Below are 15,231 nucleotides of genomic sequence, written 5' to 3'. Positions count from 1 at the left end.
TCCTCGTCCGGGTCGGGGGTGGTGCGGCTGCGGGCCACGGTACGGAGGCGCGGGGCGGGTGTCCACGGGGACGGACTCGCGGCGTAACGGGCGACGTCGGTCCGCCGCGCTAGCGTGGGCGACGGCCGCAGGCAGGACGCGACGGTCACCACGGACGAGAACGAACGAACGACGAGGACGGCACATGGCGAAGCGGGCACTGGTCACGGGAGCGAGCTCGGGCATCGGCGCGGCGACGGTCCGGCTGTTCCGGGCACGGGGCTGGGACGTGCTCGCGGTCGCCCGACGCGAGGACCGCCTCCGGGCGCTCGCCGACGAGACCGGGGCGAACTGGTTCCGGGCCGACGTCACGAGCGACAACGACGTCGCGGCCCTGCGCGCGCACGTCGACGAGACCGGCCCGCTGCATGTTCTGGTCAACAACGCCGGCGGCGCCTTCGGCCTCGACTCGGTCGAGCACGGTTCGGTCGACGACTGGCGGCGCATGTTCGAGGTCAACGTGCTCGGCACGAAGCGCGCCGTGTCGGCGCTGCTGCCGGCGCTGAGGCGAGGGGCCGAGGAGGCGGGCGGCGCGGACGTCGTGACGGTCACCTCCATCGCGGGCCACGTCGCGTACGAGGGCGGCGGCGGGTACAACGCGTCGAAGTTCGCCGAGCACGCGCTCGTCGCAGTGCTCCGCCTCGAGCTCGCGGGGGAGCCGATCCGGGTGGTGGAGATCGCTCCGGGGATGGTGCACACGGAGGAGTTCTCGCTGGTCCGCTTCGGCGGCGACCAGGCGCGGGCCGACGCCGTCTACTCGGCGGTGGAGGCGCCGCTCGTCGCCGAGGACGTCGCGGAGTCGATCGTGCACTCGGTCGAGCTGCCCGCCCACGTCAACCTCGACCTCGTGACGATCAAGCCGGTCGCCCAGGCCGCGCCCCACAAGATCGCGAAGGGGCCGCTGCGCGTCAGTCGCGACTGAGGTCGGGGCCCACGCCCGTCTCGGGGCCGGTGCCCGCGGGGCGGTCGGTGCCTGCGTCGCGGTCGAGAGCCGGGTCGGCGTCGTCCTCGCGACCGGCCGTGCGCAGCAGGTCGGCGAGGTCGCCCTCGACGAGTCCTCGGATGCGCTCGTCCCGCCCGTCGTCGTAGCCCGGCGCGGGCGACGCCGCCCAGCCGAGCCGGTCGACCACGGTGCTGCCGACGTCGTCCCAGGCGCGCGACCGGGCCGCCTCCACGACGCCGCCGACGAACGCGTCGTCGTCGCGCCTCCGCGTCAGCTCGGCGGCGAGCGCCTTGGCGGTCGCCTCGCGGAGCTTCAGCGCCCCGGCGTCGTCGGTGCGGTAGTCGAACTGGTGCCGCGACTGGCCGTACGCGCGGCCGGTCTGGCGACGCAGGCGCCGCACGCGGGCGGCCCCGGCGAGCTGCTGCTCGGCCAGGCGCTCCATGTCGTCGCGGACGACCTGGGTGGCCACGACCTCGTCGAAGGGCAGCGCCTCCTGCAGCGCTCGCCGGATGACGTGGTTGGTGGCCGAGACCACGAGGGCCGAGCGGATGATCAGGAGGCCCTCGTCGACCGATCGCTCGAGGGCGGACCGCTCGGCGCGGCGGCGCTGGCCGGGACCGTGGGGCACGGGTGACCTCCTGGGGCTGGATCGGGACGGGACCAGGCTAACGACGTCGGGTCGACCGCGGCCGATGCTCGGTCCCCGCGTCCGGCCGTCGGCGACGCTTCCCAGCTGTGGGACGACGCGCCCGGTCGACGAGGGTGACGCGTCCCCAGTTCGGGTGGTTGTCGAGCACACCCTGAGGGGCTATCTGGGGTACGCCCTGTCTGAGCGGTGCCTCAGCGTCCGGGGGACACGCGGTCGGCAGAAGTGCCGACCCTCGATCGGGGGACCGGGAGCCGCGAGCATCAGCGTCCGGGCCGATATCGACCACAGGCGGCGGCGCCGCACAGGCTGCAGTCGCTGCCGCGTCGGTAGTGCTCGTGGGCCGCCTCGTCGTGGCCGCATCTGCACACTGGCTGGTATCGGGGGGTCTCGTCGGCCATGTGCGACACCTGTCGTTCGAGTTGGGCTGAGCAGGGCCTCGTCGCCACCTGCCGGGCCCCGTCGGTCGGGATCGACGACGCCTGCGGCAGATCGTAGTCGGACGACGGCCGGGGGCGTCGGGGCGCACCACCCGGACGGGGGGACACCGCGGGTCGGCGGCGACGGCGCGGAGGACCGCCGCCGGAGGGTGACCGGGGGGCGACGGAGGCCGGGTGCCCCCCATCAGGGGGCAGGCGCCGTGAGAGACGCCAGACCTATGGTTCTCACGACCCCCGGCGGGGCCCGACCCGAATCGGCCCCGCCGCACGACGGACGGCCCGACCCGAATCGGCCGTCCGCCCGGGGGCCCGCCTACCCGAGGCGAGGCCTCCGTCCCGAGTGATCCCTCGTCGCCGCGCGGATCGCGTCGGTCCGTGGCGCCTCCCCGCGCCGCGGTCCGGCGCGCCCCGACGCGTCCGCCTACCCCAGAGGACCCGACCCTTGCGCTCCACGCCGCACGTCCCCGCAATCCCCTCCCTCCCCGCCGTCCCCCGCATCTCGATCGTCGTCCCCGCCCGCAACGAGGCCCGCAACCTCGAGACCGTCCTCCCCACCCTGCCGGCCGTGCACGAGGTGATCCTCGTCGACGGCAACTCGGTCGACGACACCGTCGCGGCGGCTCGCCGGGTCATGCCCGACATCGTCGTGCTGACCGAGACCCGCCGGGGCAAGGGCGCGGCCCTTGCCCGCGGCTTCGAGGCCGCCACCGGCGACGTCGTCGTGATGTTCGACGCGGACGGCTCCGCCGACGCCGCGGAGATCCCTCGTTTCGTCGACGCCCTGCTCGCCGGCGCGGACGTCGCCAAGGGCAGCCGGTTCGTCCCCGGCGGCGGGAGCGACGACATCACTGGAGTCCGCCGCCTCGGCAACTGGTTCCTCAACACCGTGACGAACGTCCTGCTCGGCACCCGGTACACCGACCTCTGCTACGGCTACAACGCCTTCTGGGCCCACGTCGTGCCGGTGCTCGACCTCGTGCCGAGCAGTGCGCCCGCGCCGGCCGACGGCCGCATGCTCTGGGGCGACGGCTTCGAGATCGAGACGATCATCAACTGCCGCGTCGCCACCGCCGGCCTGCGGGTCGCCGAGGTCCCGAGCGTCGAGCTGCCCCGCATCCACGGCGAGAGCAACCTCGACGCCGTCAGCGACGGGCTCCGCGTCCTGCGCACGATCCTCGCCGAGCGGGGGCGCGGGCGTGCCGTCCGCCTGCCGGCCCTCTCCGCCACACCCGTCACCGCCGTGGTCCCGACCCCGACCCCGACCCCCGCAGCCGCGGCCGTCGTCGACGCCGTGGGCGCCACCGCCCCCTCCTCCGCCAGGATCGTCGCGTGAACGGCTGGACGCAGCGCGTCAGCGTCGTCGTGTGCGCCTACACGACGCGCCGCTGGGACGACCTCCAGGCGTCGATCGAGTCCGTGCGGGCCCAGCCCGAGGCGGACGAGATCGTCCTCGTGGTCGACCACGCTCCCGAGCTCCTCGCCCTCGCCCGGGCCCGCTGGGACGACGTCGTGATCGTCGAGAACGCCCAGCGGCGCGGCCTCTCCGGGGCCCGCAACACCGGCGTCCTCGAAGCCTCGGGCGACGTCGTCGCGTTCGTCGACGACGACGCCGTCGCCGAGCCCGACTGGGTCCGCCTGCTCGTCGAGCCCTTCGTCGACCTCGACGTCGTGGGCGTCGGCGGCCGTGCCGAGCCGGTCTGGCCCGCGGGAGGCCGCCGCTTCTACAGCGACGAGCTGCTCTGGGTCGTGGGCTGCAGCTACGCCGGCCTGCCCGAGGGGGACGCCGACGTCCGCAACGTGCTCGGCTGCACGATGGCGTTCCGCCGCTGGGACCTCGTCCAGGCGGGCGGCTTCGACCTCGACACCGGTCGCGTCGGGCGCATCCCGCTCGGCTGCGAGGAGACCCAGCTCTGCATCCGCCTCCGCCAGGACGACCCCGACGCGCGCATCGTGCTCCGTCCTGCGGCCCTCGTGCAGCACCGGGTGACGCCCGACCGTGTGACGTGGTCGTACCTCCTGCGCCGCGGGTTCTTCGAGGGCGTGTCGAAGGCCGCCCTCTCCCGCGAGCTCGGCCGGGAGGACTCGCTGTCGACCGAGTCGCACTACCTCTCGCGCACCCTGCCCGGCGCCGTGCTGCGCGAGCTCGGCCTCGTGGGCCGCGGCGGGCTGCGTCGTGCGGCCGCGATCGTCGCCTGCGTGGCGGCCACCGTGGCCGGCTACGTCCTCGGCACGGTCGCGGGTGCACGCCTCGGAGGCGCGGGCTCGATCGCCGAGACCGCCGACCTCCTCGAGCGGGCCGGCCGGTGAGCCCGGCGCCCCTCGTCGGCGCGGCCCCGGCGGGCGTCGCTCCTCGTCCCGCCCAGGAGGCGCCTCCCCGGCCGTCCGTCGGACGTCGCGTCACGCGCGACTCCCTCTGGATCCTCAGCGGCTACGCCGTCACCTCCGGCGCCGGCTTCGTCTTCTGGATCGTCGCGGCCCGCACCGTCTCGCCCGAGCGCCTCGGCGTCGACACGGCCGTCTACTCGGCCGTGACGGCCGCCGCGGCCATCGCGTCGAGCGGGGTCGGCAACGCGCTGCTCGTCACGATCTCGAGCGACGGCCGGCACGGGGCCTCGGCCTTGCGGCTGGGGCTGGCGATCGCGGCCCTCGTGGCGCTGCTCGCCGGCCTCGGGGCAGGGCTCGGGGTCGCGGCCCTCGTCGACCCGGGCGCTTCGCCGGTCGCGACCGTCGTGGCCGTGGCCCTGGCGGTCGTCGTCTGGACCGCCTTCGTCCTCAAGGACCCGGTGCTCACGGCCCTCGGCGCGGCCAAGTGGCTGCTCCTCCTGAACGGCCCGGTCAACGTCGCGAAGCTCGCGGTGCTGCCGGTCGTCGTGGTGGCCCTCGGCACGCTCGGCTCGCCCATCGTGGTGGCGGCCCTGCTGCCCGCGACCGTCGCGGTCGCGATCGCGTGGGGCGTGCTCGTCCCGCGCCGCCTGGGCGTCGTGGTCGGCCACCGGGAGCCCCTCGCGCTCAGCGAGCCCGAGCGCCGGTCGTTCCGTGCCTTCGTCCTGCGCGACGGCACGGCCAACGGCCTGTACATGGGGGGCGCGCTCCTCCTGCCCTTCGTGGTCACGACCTTCGCGGGGGCCTCGGAGGGGGCCCTCTTCGCCCTCTGCTTCCAGATCGGACTCGTGCTCGACCTCGTCGTCGTCAGCGTGGGCACGTCGCTCATCGCCCACGCGTCGAGCGAGCAGGGCCTCGTCGGCGCCGTCGCGTTCCGCACCTGGCTCGTCGTGCTCGGCGTCGTCGCGGTCGCGGCCACCTGCCTCGTCGTGGCCTCGCCCCTGCTGCTGTCGATGCTCGGGCCGTTCTACGCGACCCCCGAGGGGTCGCTCGTCCTCGCCCTGCTGGCCGGCGCCTCCGTCGTCCGCACGGCCTACGAGGTGTGGGGCTCGCAGCAGCGTGCCCGACTCCGGACGACCCCCGTCCTCCTCTGCAGCGTGGCGTCCACCGCCGTGCTCGTCCCCGGGGCCGTCCTGGCCGCCGGTGCCGGGGGCGCCGTCGGCGTCGCCGTCCTCGTCCTCGGCGTCACCCTCGGCCTCGCGGTCGTCGGCGTCGTCGGCCTGGCGCGTTCGCGCCGTGTCCTGGAGGTGGCCTCGTGACCCACGGCCTGCTCACCCGCCCGATGTCCAGCCCCGTCGCGCCCGCCTGGAGCGGCGCCGTCTGGGTCGGCGAGCTGGACGCGGCGGAGGTGGCGTACACGCCCCTCGACCGCTTCCGCCTCGTCGACCACGAGGGCTACGCCACGGCGCGGTTCCTCCTCCGCCGTCGGCACACCGTGCTCGGGTTCGTCGAGGCGCCCGTCGTCGGCGGCACGGTCGACGTGGCGGTGCTCCGGGAGGGGCTCCGCGCGCTTCCCCGGGTCGAGGACGTCGCCGAGCCCGCGCGGCTGTCACGCGTCACGGTGGTCATCTGCACCCGGGACCGCCCCGACGACCTCCGGTCGGCCCTGACGAGCGTGCTCGCGCTCGACCACCCGTCCTTCGACGTCGTCGTGGTCGACAACGCGTCCCGCACCGACGACACGCGCCGCCTCGTCGAGACCGAGTTCGACGACGCCAGGGTCACCCTCGTCGCCGAGCCGCGACCCGGCATCTCGAACGCCCGGAACGCGGCCCTCCGCCACGTCACCGGCGACCTGGTCGCCTTCACCGACGACGACGTGGTCGTCGACCGGTGGTGGCTGCGGCGCCTCGAGGCAGGGTTCGCCCTCGCCCCCGACGTCGCCCTCGTCTCCGGCCTCGTGCCGAGCGGCGAGCTGCGGACGCCCGTGCAGCGTTACTTCGACGACCGGGTCTCGTGGGCCGGCAACGTCCGCACGGCCGTCTACCGCCTCGCCGAGCAGCCGCGCGACCTGCCGATGTTCCCCTTCTCGGTCGGCGAGTTCGGCACCGGCGCGAACTTCGCGCTCACCCGGGCCGCTGCCCGCGAGCTCGGCGGCTTCGACCGCGCCCTCGGCGTCGGCACGCCGACGAACGGGGGAGAGGACCTCGACGTCTTCGCCCGCACGCTGTTCGCGGGCCACGCGCTCGTCGTCGAGCCGTCAGCGTTGGTCTGGCACCGCCACCGGTCGGACGTGGCCGCCCTGCGCAAGCAGTCGGTCGGCTACGGCACCGGTCTCGGAGCCTGGCTGACGAAGGTCGCCGCTGACGGCCCCATGCGGCGGAAGGCGGCGACCCGGGCCCCTCGGGCCCTGGTGCGCCTGCTCTCCAAGGGCGGAGGGGGCCTCGCCCAGCCCGACGTGGCGGTGCCCGCCGACGGGACAGCCGCGCCCGAGGCCGTCGCCCGGGCCCGCGCCGAGGCCGTCGCGGCCGCCGAGCTCGCCCGCGAGGTGTCGCGGATCGGCTGGCTCGAGCTCGCCAGCGTGCTGCGCGGACCCGGCCTGTACCGCCGCGAGCTGCGGGCGGTCGCACGCCGCGAGGCCGAGGAGGCGGCGGCCGACGACCACGACGGCGGTCCGGCTGCCGAGGTGCGCGGGCCCCGCACCACGGCCACGAGCCCTGCTCCGGCAACGGCAACGGCAACGGTCCGCTCCGAGGCCGACGTGCGCCGTCTCGCCGCCCGTGCCGCCGTGCTCTCCGGGGCGGCCGCCCTCGTCGCCGCGCCCGGGCTGCTGCCGTCCTGGCTCCAGCTGCCCCTCGTCGCGGCAGCCGTGCTGATCGGCCCGGGAGCGGTCCTCGCGTCGTGGCTGCGCCTCCGACGCTCGGCCGCGGCCGTCGTCGTGCCCGTCACCGGGCTCTCCCTGGTCGTCCTGCTCACGACGGCGGCCGCGACGACCGCGCTGTGGTCGCCACGGCTCGTGCTCGCCGGCCTCGGGGTCGCGCTCGTCGTCGCGGGCGCCCTCCGCCTCGCGAGGCTGAGCGCCGGCAGCGGTCGCCGGGTCGCGCGGGTCGTCGGCGGGACCGCCTCGTGACCGACCTGCTCGACCGTCCCGCAGCGCCGGGCGCCCGACGGGACGAGGAGGCTCGGCGCACCGTCCCGGGACGCGTCGCCCGCACCGCTCGCGTCGCCCGCACCTCCGAGGCGGTCCGTGCGCACGTCACGCCCGCCCGCCTCCTGATGGCCGTCGCCGTGGCCCTCTGCCTCGGGTCCCTCCCCGCGATCCCCGACTCACGGCACACCACCCTCGGCCTCCTGCTCAGCACGGTGCCCGGGGTCCCGGCGTCGATCGCCCTGTCGGCCGTGGCGGCGGTCCTCGCCCTGCGGGGCCGACGTGCCTCCGACCGGGTGCTGGCGCTCGCCGTGTCGCTCGCCTGCCTGAGGCTGCCCACCGCGCTCGGCACCGCCGAGCCGATCTACGGCTGGACGTACAAGCACCTGGGGGTGATCGACTACGTCCAGCAGCACGGGTCGGTCGCCACCGGGGTGGACATCTACGGCGGCTGGCCGGGGGCCTTCAGCGCCGTCGCCTGGTTCTGCACGGTCACGGGGACCACGCCGATCGCCCTGGCCCAGTGGTTCGCCGTCCTCGTCCAGGCCTTCGCCGTCCTCGCCGTGTTCTCGCTCGCCCGGGGCCTCGGGCAGACCCACCGCCAGGCCTTCGTCGCCGCGTTCCTGGCCCAGGCGCTGGGCTGGGTGGGGCAGGACTACCTGTCGCCGCAGGCCGTCGGCTGGGTCCTCGCGCTCGGCGTGCTCGTCCTGCTCGTGCACAGCCGTCGTCGCCCGGCCCTCGGGCTGCTCGCCGTCGTGCCCTTCGCGGCCGTCGTCGTGACCCACCAGCTCACGCCGTACTGGCTCGTCCTCGCCGCGCTCGCCCTCGGCGCGCTCGGCGTCGTCCGCCCGCGCTGGCTCGGCCTCGCCTTCGGGCTCGCCGCCGGGGGCTGGCTGCTGCTGCACACGGCCGACCTCGGCTCGTCGGCGCTGTTCTCCGGGGCCGACCCGCTGGCCAACGCCCGGACGCCGCAGACCGGGGCGGGCAGCACCGGCCAGACCGTCACCTCCCTCGCTGCACGCGGCACCGCGGTGGCGCTGTGGGCGCTCGCCGGGGGCGTCGCGGGCCACGGGCTGCTGGCCGGGCGCCTCCGTCGAGGAGCATCCCGCGTCGTCGACCGTCGGCTCGACCCGCGAGCCGTGGCGCGTCGCCAGCACGTGCTCGTCGCCGCGGTGCTCGCCTTCGCGCCCTTCGGCCTGCTCGCCGGCCAGAGCTACGGGGGAGAAGCCCTCTTCCGGGTGTACCTCTACTCGCTGCCCGGCTGCGTCGTGCTCGTCGCGCCGGTGGTGACGCGCCTCCTCGTGCCGCGTGCGCCCGGCGCTCCCCGCGCCGTGGTCCCGCTCGTCGCGGCCGTGCTGGTGGTCGCCGCCGCCCTCGGCAGCGCCCAGGCCTACTACGGCGGCTGGTTCGCCAACGTCGTGCAGCCGCGCGCCGTCGAGGTCGGCAGCGAGCTGCTGCGGACCATGCCCGTCCCGTCCCGCCTCCTCAGCCCCGTCCCCGTGGGCCCCGGCCGCATGGTCGGCGACTATGTCGCCCAGGCCGCGGCCGACCCGCTCTACGACGCGAGCATGACGACCTGGGAGGGCTGGCTCGGCGAGTCGTTCGACGAGCCCGCCGTCGAGCGCGACCTCACGAGCGACCTCGTGTTCGAGGGGGAGCCCACCTACCTCCTCCTGACCCAGCAGATGCGCGACTACGGCGACCTGTACGGCCTCTACCCCGCGGGCGCCCTCGACCGGTTCGCCGACCAGCTCGACGCCGACGACCGCTGGACGAGCGTCGTCGACGACGGCGGCGTGCAGCTCTGGGTGCTCGAGGGCACCAGCCCCGCCGCCCCCGACCGACAGGACCGATCGTGACCGTCACGCAGCCCCGCCCCCGCGACGTCCCGGAGGCGCCCCGCCAGCTCCGGATGCCGCCCCTCGACCGCCTCGCCGCCTCCTGGCACGTGCTCAGCCGGCTCGGTCCGCTCGAGCTGCCGACCCGCGAGGCGCTCGTGGCGGCGCTCCGGCGCGTCGCCTCCGTCGGCCCGGACGCCCGCGTCGGGCTGCTCCCGGGCCGGCCCGGCCACTGGACCTGGGACGCGGCCCGGCTCGACGCGGCCGTGCAGCGCATGGTCGTCGTCGACGAGACCGGCGAGCTCGGCCGGCTCGACGCGTCCGCGGCGCTCTCGGCGCTCGCCGACCGGGTCGACCGCTCGCTGCCGGTGCAGTTCGTGCTCTCCGGCCAGCACCTCCTCGCCGTCTACGACCACGCCGTGGTCGACGCCCGCTTCACCGCGGCCCTGCCCGGCGCGCTGATCGACCTCGCCGCGGGCTCGGCCATGCCCGAGTGGATCACCGCGGTCGGGGCGCGACGTCCGCTCGTGTCGGCCCTCGTCGCGACCTTCGTGCGCCACCCGCGTCGTGTGCTCGATCTCGTCGCCAGCCGGGGCGCCAGCCGAGGAGGCGCCCTGGCGCCCGCGTCCCGGGCAGAGGCGCAGCACGACGCCCACGTCGACGCGGCCCGCTCCGCTCCGCCTCCGTCCGCGGGCGGCCCGGCCCCGCACCGCGTGGCCGTCGTCCGTGCGGAGGGCACCGCCGAGGCGTACCGGGCGCTCCGCCGCCGCCTCCGCGAGGTCGACCCGGCCCCGTCGTTCGCCGCCGCGGTGCTCGTGATGCTCCGCCGTGCCCTGCTCGACGAGGGGGTCGACCTCGACCCGCTGAGCGACGTCGTCTACGACGTGCGGCAGTGGCTCGACGGAGACGACCAGGTGCCCGGCAACTTCGTCACCGCCCTGCCGATCGGCGGCGGCCTGGACGCCCTCGCCGTGGAGCGGGCACTGCGGGCGACCGTGTCGTCGGGACGGCCGCTCGCCGCCCTCGCGATCGGTGCCGTACGCGAGACGCTGAGGCCGCGCCGATCCGCCTCGGCGACGGCATCCGGCGGACCAGGACCCTTCCCGGCCCGTCCCGGCAGCGTCCCCGCGCGCGTCTCGCTCAGCTCGGTCGGCGTCGTCCGCTCGATCCAGCGCCTGCCGTGGGTCCGCGACGGCCGCCCCGCCGAGGCGGCGTACGCCGTCGACCCGGTCGGCCCCGGCGCGGTCAGCGTGCAGCTGCTCGTCGTCGACGGGGTGGTGCAGGTGACCGTCGCGCTCGGGGCGGGCGCCCCGTCGCCCGAGGTCGTCGAGCGGGCCGCGCGGCGGGTGCTGACCGAGCCGGTCGCGCTGCTCGACGCCCTGGGGGTCGGCACGGCGGACCAGGCGTCGTGAGTCGACACGCCGGCCGCGGGGACGACGGCCCGGTCGGCCGCCGAGTCGCCCGACACGCGGGCCGCCTCGCGGCGCGCCCTGCCGTGGTCGCGGGCGTCGTCGCCGGCGGCTCGGGGGTGCTCGCCCTCGTCCTGGTGGGCGCCTCCGTCGTCGTGCCGGTCGTGCGCGCCGCGACCGGCAGCGAGGCCCCGCTCGGCGACGCGGCCTGGACCGAGGAGTTCGACGGCCCGGCGGGTGCATCGCCCGACGCCGCGTCGTGGACGGCGCAGACCGGCGCGGGCGGCTGGGGCAACGACGAGCTGCAGACGTACACGGCCGACGCGGCCGTGCTCGACGGCGACGGGCACCTCGTCGTCACCGCGACCGTCGGTGCTGACGGCTCGGCCACGTCGGGACGGATCACGACCCAGACGAAGCGGTCGTTCGGGGCCGGCACGGTCGCGGCGCGCATCCGGCTGCCCGACGGCACCGGCCTGCTGCCTGCCTTCTGGTTGCTCGGCGACTCGGTCGACACCATCGGCTGGCCGGCTGCCGGCGAGGTCGACGTCGTCGAGACCCCGTTCTCGACCGGCACCTCGACGCACCTGCTGCACGGCGGCACGCTCACGGCGCCCACGACCGACGCGCAGGCCGGGGGAGACGCGTTCCACGACGTCCCCCTCTCCGACGACTTCCACGTCTTCGCGGTGACGCGCACCGCCGACGCCGTCACCTGGACGATCGACGACGAGGAGGTGCAGCTCGTCGACCGCGCGTCCGCGCCGGACGGGCTGCGGTGGGTGTTCACGCAGCCGTTCCACGTGCTGTTCTCCCTCGCCGTCGGCGGCCGCTGGCCGGGCTCGCCCGACGAGACGACGCCCGCTGAGAGCCGCATGGTCGTCGACTGGGTGCGCGCGACGGAGGGGTAGCTAGCGTGGCGTCATGACCGCCTCCCCGCGCGACGCCTCCCCGGTGTCCGCCACCGCGCCTCCTCTGCTCCGTCGCCCCTTCGTGCGTCAGCACTGGGGCGGCCTGGCGTTCGCGCACTGGCGGGTGGAGCCCGAGCGGGTCGCGCCGCTGCTGCCGCCGGGCACCCGGCCCGACGTCCACGACGGGTCGACCTGGGTGGGGCTCATCCCGTTCCGCCTCTCGGGCAGCGCGTTCGGGCCGATGCCGGCCGTGCCGTGGGCGGGCTCGTTCCTCGAGACGAACGTGCGGCTCTACTCGGTCGACGACCTCGGCCGTCGCGGCGTCGTGTTCCGCACCCTCGAGGCGCAGAAGCTGCTGCCGGTGCTCGGCGCGCAGGCCGGCCTCGGCCTGCCCTACCGCTGGGCGTCGATGAGCAAGCGCGAACGAGGAGGCGTCGTCGAGTACGCATCCCGCCGCCACGGCCCCGGAGCGCGGCCGTCCAGCCGCCTCGCCGTCCGCCCGCTCGCCGACGAGGTGGTCGGCGACCCCCTCGCGGACTTCCTCACCGGCCGGTGGGGCATGCACGTGGCCCGCGGCGGACGCACCCGGTACTGGCCGAACGAGCACGCGTCGTGGTCGCTGCGCCGCGCCGAGCTGGTCGACCTCGACGACGAGCTCGTCGCCGACTCGGGCCTGCCCGGGGTGACCGACCGCGAGCCCGACTCGCTGCTCTGGTCGGACGGCGTCGACACGGTGTTCGCGCCTCCCGGCGGTCGGTGGGAGCAGCCCGGCCGGTGACGGGGCCCGGGCGCCGGCCGGACCCGGACCGGTGCCGACGGTGGACTGGCGGAGGCTGACGCGTCGTGGTCAGTCGACGTTGTTGTCGGGGTGCAGCGCCTCGAGATCGACGTCGTGGTCGATGATCGCCTGGACGGCTTCCGGGCTCGCGTCGAGCGCCGCCGAGAGGTCCTCGACGGGGACGTGGGCATCGACGGCGTCCTCCAGGGCGGAGACGGCGGCCGCGGCCGCGTCGTGGACGTCCTCGGCAGAGCTGGCGAGGAACGCCTGGACTTCCTCGCGAGCGGTGACGGCGAGGGATCCTTGCTCGTCGGTGAGCGCTGCCGAGGTGAGGTCGGACGTGGGCAGCGAAGAGGAAGGGTCGCTCATGACGCTGATCCTAGAGCTCACCAGCCCGCAGAAGGCGTCGCACGACGCAGAGCGGCTCGTCGCCCCGGCACCTCAGGGCCCGACCTCCGCCGACTTCCCGCCCACCTGCCGACGAGGTCCGGGGGCCGACCGGTCGGGACGTCCCGACGCGCGACGGGCGTCGCCGAGCGCGCCCTGGCCCGGTACGGTTGCGGGATGGTCTCCTCACCCGACGCCCCGTCCGACCTCGACCCCTCGTCGGCCGGAGCGGCCTCCGTCGTGGTGGAGGACGACGTGGCGGGAGATCCCGACGCCGCTGCGCCTGCCGCAGCCGCCGCCTCCTCTGATCCCGGTCCCGCACCGTCGGGCGAGCGCGAGGTCCTGGGCTGGCTCGAGTTCGGCGAGGCAGCCCGGCACCTCGCCCGCGACGTCGTCGCCGCCGACTTCACGCCCGACGTCATCGTCGCCGTGGCCCGCGGCGGCCTCGTGCTCGCCGGCGCCATCTCGTACGCCCTCGACACGAAGATGTGCGGGTCGATCAACGTCGAGTTCTACACCGGCGTCGACGAGCGCCTGCCCGAGCCCGTCCTGCTGCCGCCGACGCTCGACGCCCCGGCCCTCGCGGGCAAGCGCGTGCTCGTCGTCGACGACGTCTCCGACTCGGGCCGCACCCTGGCCCTCGTCCGTGACCTGCTCGCCGAGGTCGCCTCCGAGGTGCGCACCGTCTGCCTCTACAGCAAGCCGCAGACCATCCTCGAGCCCGACTTCACCTGGAAGCGCACCTCCCAGTGGATCACCTTCCCCTGGAGCGCCCTGCCCCCGGTGACCCGCGACGCCGGACAGGGGGACGCCTCGTGAGCATCCACCTGGTGGGCGGCGGCTGGGCACCCGACGAGCCCGGGCTCTACGACCTCTTCGTCGCCGAGGCGGCGGCCCGCGGCCGCGCGGTCGGGCGCGACGTCCCGCGCGTCGGCGTGCTGATCGTCGTCGCGGACGACTCGCCCTCGGAGGAGTGGCGCACCGGGTTCCCCGCCCTCATCGCGTCCGGCGGCCGCTGCGAGGTCGTCACGACCGTCGTCGAGGCAGGCGACGTCTTCGACACCCGGGTGCTCAGCGACGTCGACGGCCTCGTCGTCGGCGGCGGGCTGACGCCGGCCTACCTCGAGGCGGTGGCTCCGCTGGTCGACCAGGTGCGCCTCCTCGTCAGCGACGGCCTGCCTTACGTCGGGTTCTCGGCCGGTGCCGCGATCGCGGCCGACCGGGCCCTGCTCGGCGGCTGGCTGATCGGCGACGTCCCCGTCTGCCCCCAGGACGCCGCGGAGGACCTCGACGAGGTCGAGCTCGGCGAGGGCCTCGGCCTCGTCGACCTCGCCGTCGACGTGCACGCCGCCCAGTGGGGCACGCTCACGCGCCTGGTCGCCGCGACCGAGGCGGGCATGGTCCGAGGAGGCGTCGCGATCGACGAGCACACCGCCCTCGTCGTCGGGGAGGGCGCGCTGACCGTGCTCGGCCGCGGCAGCGTCTGGCGCGTCGAGCCGCAGGTCGACGAGCAGGGCGACGTCGTCGGCGTCTCCGTCGGCTCGCTGGGCGCGGAGTGATCGCGCGTCCGCTCGCCGACCTGGTGCACCCGAGCTGGGCCGAGGCGCTCGTGCCCGTCGCACCGCTCGTCGCCGACATGGGCGAGTACCTCCGCGCCGAGGTGCGCGCCGGTCGCGGCTACCTGCCCGCCGGCGAGGCCGTCCTCCGCGTCTTCACGACGCCGCTCGACGAGGTGAAGGTGCTCGTCGTCGGCCAGGACCCCTACCCGACGCCCGGCCACCCGATCGGTCTCTCGTTCGCCACCGCCCCGGACGTCCGGCCCGTGCCGCGCAGCCTCGCGAACATCTACCGCGAGCTGCACGACGACCTCGGCCACCCGCCCGTCGCGCACGGCGACCTCACCTCGTGGCAGCGCAACGGGGTCATGCTGCTCAACCGCGTGCTGACGGTGCGTCCCGGCGAGGCCGGCTCGCACCGCGGCAAGGGCTGGGAGCCCGTCACCCAGCGGGCCGTCGAGGTGCTCGCGGCCCGCGGCGGACCGCTCGTGGGCCTGCTCTGGGGGCGCGACGCGGCCTCCCTGGTGCCGGTGCTCGGCGAGGTGCCGACCGTGCAGTCTGCCCACCCGAGCCCGCTCTCGGCGTCACGTGGGTTCTTCGGGTCGCGGCCGTTCAGCCGGGTCGACGAGCTGCTCGTCCAGCAGGGCGGCACGCCCGTCGACTGGCGCCTGCCCGACCGACCCTGAGGCCGCCTGCGCGATTCAGGAACCCTCGGGCCGTGAGTCCTGCACCGTGCATGGTTCAGGACTCGAGTTTCCCCCGTCGCGCGATCCAGGACCGATCTTCCTGAATGAGGAGGCAGCGGCGTGCCAGA

General features: G+C 75.8%; 14 protein-coding genes. 12 read left to right on the top strand and 2 right to left on the bottom strand.

Annotated features, from left to right (window positions below; genetic code table 11):
• Positions 1–184: 184 nt before the first annotated feature.
• Positions 185–961 carry an SDR family oxidoreductase gene (locus IFT90_RS09360; protein ID WP_192041938.1) on the top strand — a complete coding sequence of 259 codons (777 nt, stop codon included), beginning with the start codon at positions 185–187 and terminating at the stop codon, positions 959–961.
• Here the strand turns inward: IFT90_RS09360 and IFT90_RS09355 are convergent.
• The gene (locus IFT90_RS09355) at positions 948–1,610 is read right to left on the bottom strand and encodes a hypothetical protein (RefSeq protein ID WP_192041937.1); all 663 of its coding nucleotides are present in this window, start codon (positions 1,608–1,610) and stop codon (positions 948–950) included. The genes IFT90_RS09360 and IFT90_RS09355 overlap by 14 nt on opposite strands.
• Positions 1,611–2,510: 900 nt before the next feature.
• On the opposite strand from IFT90_RS09355, the gene IFT90_RS09350 reads away from it, so the two are divergent.
• From IFT90_RS09350 to IFT90_RS09315, 8 genes are read left to right on the top strand one after another with little or no spacing between them, the layout of a single operon-like run.
• The gene (locus tag IFT90_RS09350) at positions 2,511–3,401 is read left to right on the top strand and encodes a glycosyltransferase family 2 protein (protein ID WP_199861750.1); all 891 of its coding nucleotides are present in this window, start codon (positions 2,511–2,513) and stop codon (positions 3,399–3,401) included.
• Positions 3,398–4,375 carry a glycosyltransferase family 2 protein gene (locus IFT90_RS09345; protein WP_192041936.1) on the top strand — a complete coding sequence of 326 codons (978 nt, stop codon included), beginning with the start codon at positions 3,398–3,400 and terminating at the stop codon, positions 4,373–4,375. Before IFT90_RS09350 ends, IFT90_RS09345 begins: the two co-directional genes overlap by 4 nt.
• Positions 4,372–5,709 (top strand): hypothetical protein, encoded by a 1,338-nt coding sequence (locus IFT90_RS09340; RefSeq protein ID WP_192041935.1) that lies wholly within the window; start codon positions 4,372–4,374, stop codon positions 5,707–5,709. The genes IFT90_RS09345 and IFT90_RS09340 overlap by 4 nt, the downstream gene beginning before the upstream one ends.
• Positions 5,706–7,520, top strand: a complete 1,815-nt coding sequence (locus IFT90_RS09335; protein WP_199861749.1) for a glycosyltransferase family 2 protein — start codon at positions 5,706–5,708, stop codon at positions 7,518–7,520. The genes IFT90_RS09340 and IFT90_RS09335 overlap by 4 nt, the downstream gene beginning before the upstream one ends.
• Positions 7,517–9,397 (top strand): hypothetical protein, encoded by a 1,881-nt coding sequence (locus tag IFT90_RS09330; RefSeq protein WP_192041934.1) that lies wholly within the window; start codon positions 7,517–7,519, stop codon positions 9,395–9,397. The genes IFT90_RS09335 and IFT90_RS09330 overlap by 4 nt, the downstream gene beginning before the upstream one ends.
• Positions 9,394–10,788: a hypothetical protein gene (locus IFT90_RS09325; RefSeq protein ID WP_192041933.1), complete on the top strand. Its 1,395-nt coding sequence runs from the start codon at positions 9,394–9,396 to the stop codon at positions 10,786–10,788. The genes IFT90_RS09330 and IFT90_RS09325 overlap by 4 nt, the downstream gene beginning before the upstream one ends.
• Positions 10,785–11,696: a glycoside hydrolase family 16 protein gene (locus tag IFT90_RS09320; protein WP_192041932.1), complete on the top strand. Its 912-nt coding sequence runs from the start codon at positions 10,785–10,787 to the stop codon at positions 11,694–11,696. The genes IFT90_RS09325 and IFT90_RS09320 overlap by 4 nt, the downstream gene beginning before the upstream one ends.
• Positions 11,697–11,709: 13 nt before the next feature.
• Positions 11,710–12,474, top strand: coding sequence for a YqjF family protein (locus IFT90_RS09315; protein ID WP_192041931.1), 765 nt, complete (start codon positions 11,710–11,712; stop codon positions 12,472–12,474).
• Between the two features lie 69 nt (positions 12,475–12,543).
• On the opposite strand, the gene IFT90_RS09310 is transcribed toward IFT90_RS09315, so the two are convergent.
• Positions 12,544–12,843: a hypothetical protein gene (locus tag IFT90_RS09310; protein WP_192041930.1), complete on the bottom strand. Its 300-nt coding sequence runs from the start codon at positions 12,841–12,843 to the stop codon at positions 12,544–12,546.
• A 195-nt stretch (positions 12,844–13,038) separates the two neighbouring features.
• On the opposite strand from IFT90_RS09310, the gene IFT90_RS09305 reads away from it, so the two are divergent.
• From IFT90_RS09305 to IFT90_RS09295, 3 genes are read left to right on the top strand one after another with little or no spacing between them, the layout of a single operon-like run.
• A complete protein-coding gene (locus IFT90_RS09305; protein ID WP_192041929.1) occupies positions 13,039–13,680 on the top strand; it encodes a phosphoribosyltransferase in 642 nt (213 codons plus the stop codon).
• A complete protein-coding gene (locus IFT90_RS09300) occupies positions 13,677–14,420 on the top strand; it encodes a Type 1 glutamine amidotransferase-like domain-containing protein (protein ID WP_371812206.1) in 744 nt (247 codons plus the stop codon). Before IFT90_RS09305 ends, IFT90_RS09300 begins: the two co-directional genes overlap by 4 nt.
• The gene (locus tag IFT90_RS09295; protein ID WP_192041928.1) at positions 14,417–15,103 is read left to right on the top strand and encodes a uracil-DNA glycosylase; all 687 of its coding nucleotides are present in this window, start codon (positions 14,417–14,419) and stop codon (positions 15,101–15,103) included. The genes IFT90_RS09300 and IFT90_RS09295 overlap by 4 nt, the downstream gene beginning before the upstream one ends.
• The last annotated feature ends 128 nt before the right edge of the window (positions 15,104–15,231 follow it).

Origin of the sequence: Frigoribacterium sp. CFBP 8766, from assembly GCF_014841435.1 — a bacterium.
In the GTDB taxonomy this organism is placed as follows: Bacteria; Actinomycetota; Actinomycetes; order Actinomycetales; family Microbacteriaceae; genus Frigoribacterium.
Note: the sequence above shows the minus strand (reverse complement) of the source record. Positions and strands in the feature narration are given on the sequence as shown.

Coding starts and splice junctions, on each gene's coding strand:
- IFT90_RS09360 (WP_192041938.1), top strand. CDS start 185: ATGGCGAAGCGGGCACTGGTCACGGGAGCGAGCTCGGGCATCGGCGCG.
- IFT90_RS09315 (WP_192041931.1), top strand. CDS start 11,710: ATGACCGCCTCCCCGCGCGACGCCTCCCCGGTGTCCGCCACCGCGCCT.
- IFT90_RS09310 (WP_192041930.1), bottom strand. CDS start 12,843: ATGAGCGACCCTTCCTCTTCGCTGCCCACGTCCGACCTCACCTCGGCA.
- IFT90_RS09305 (WP_192041929.1), top strand. CDS start 13,039: ATGGTCTCCTCACCCGACGCCCCGTCCGACCTCGACCCCTCGTCGGCC.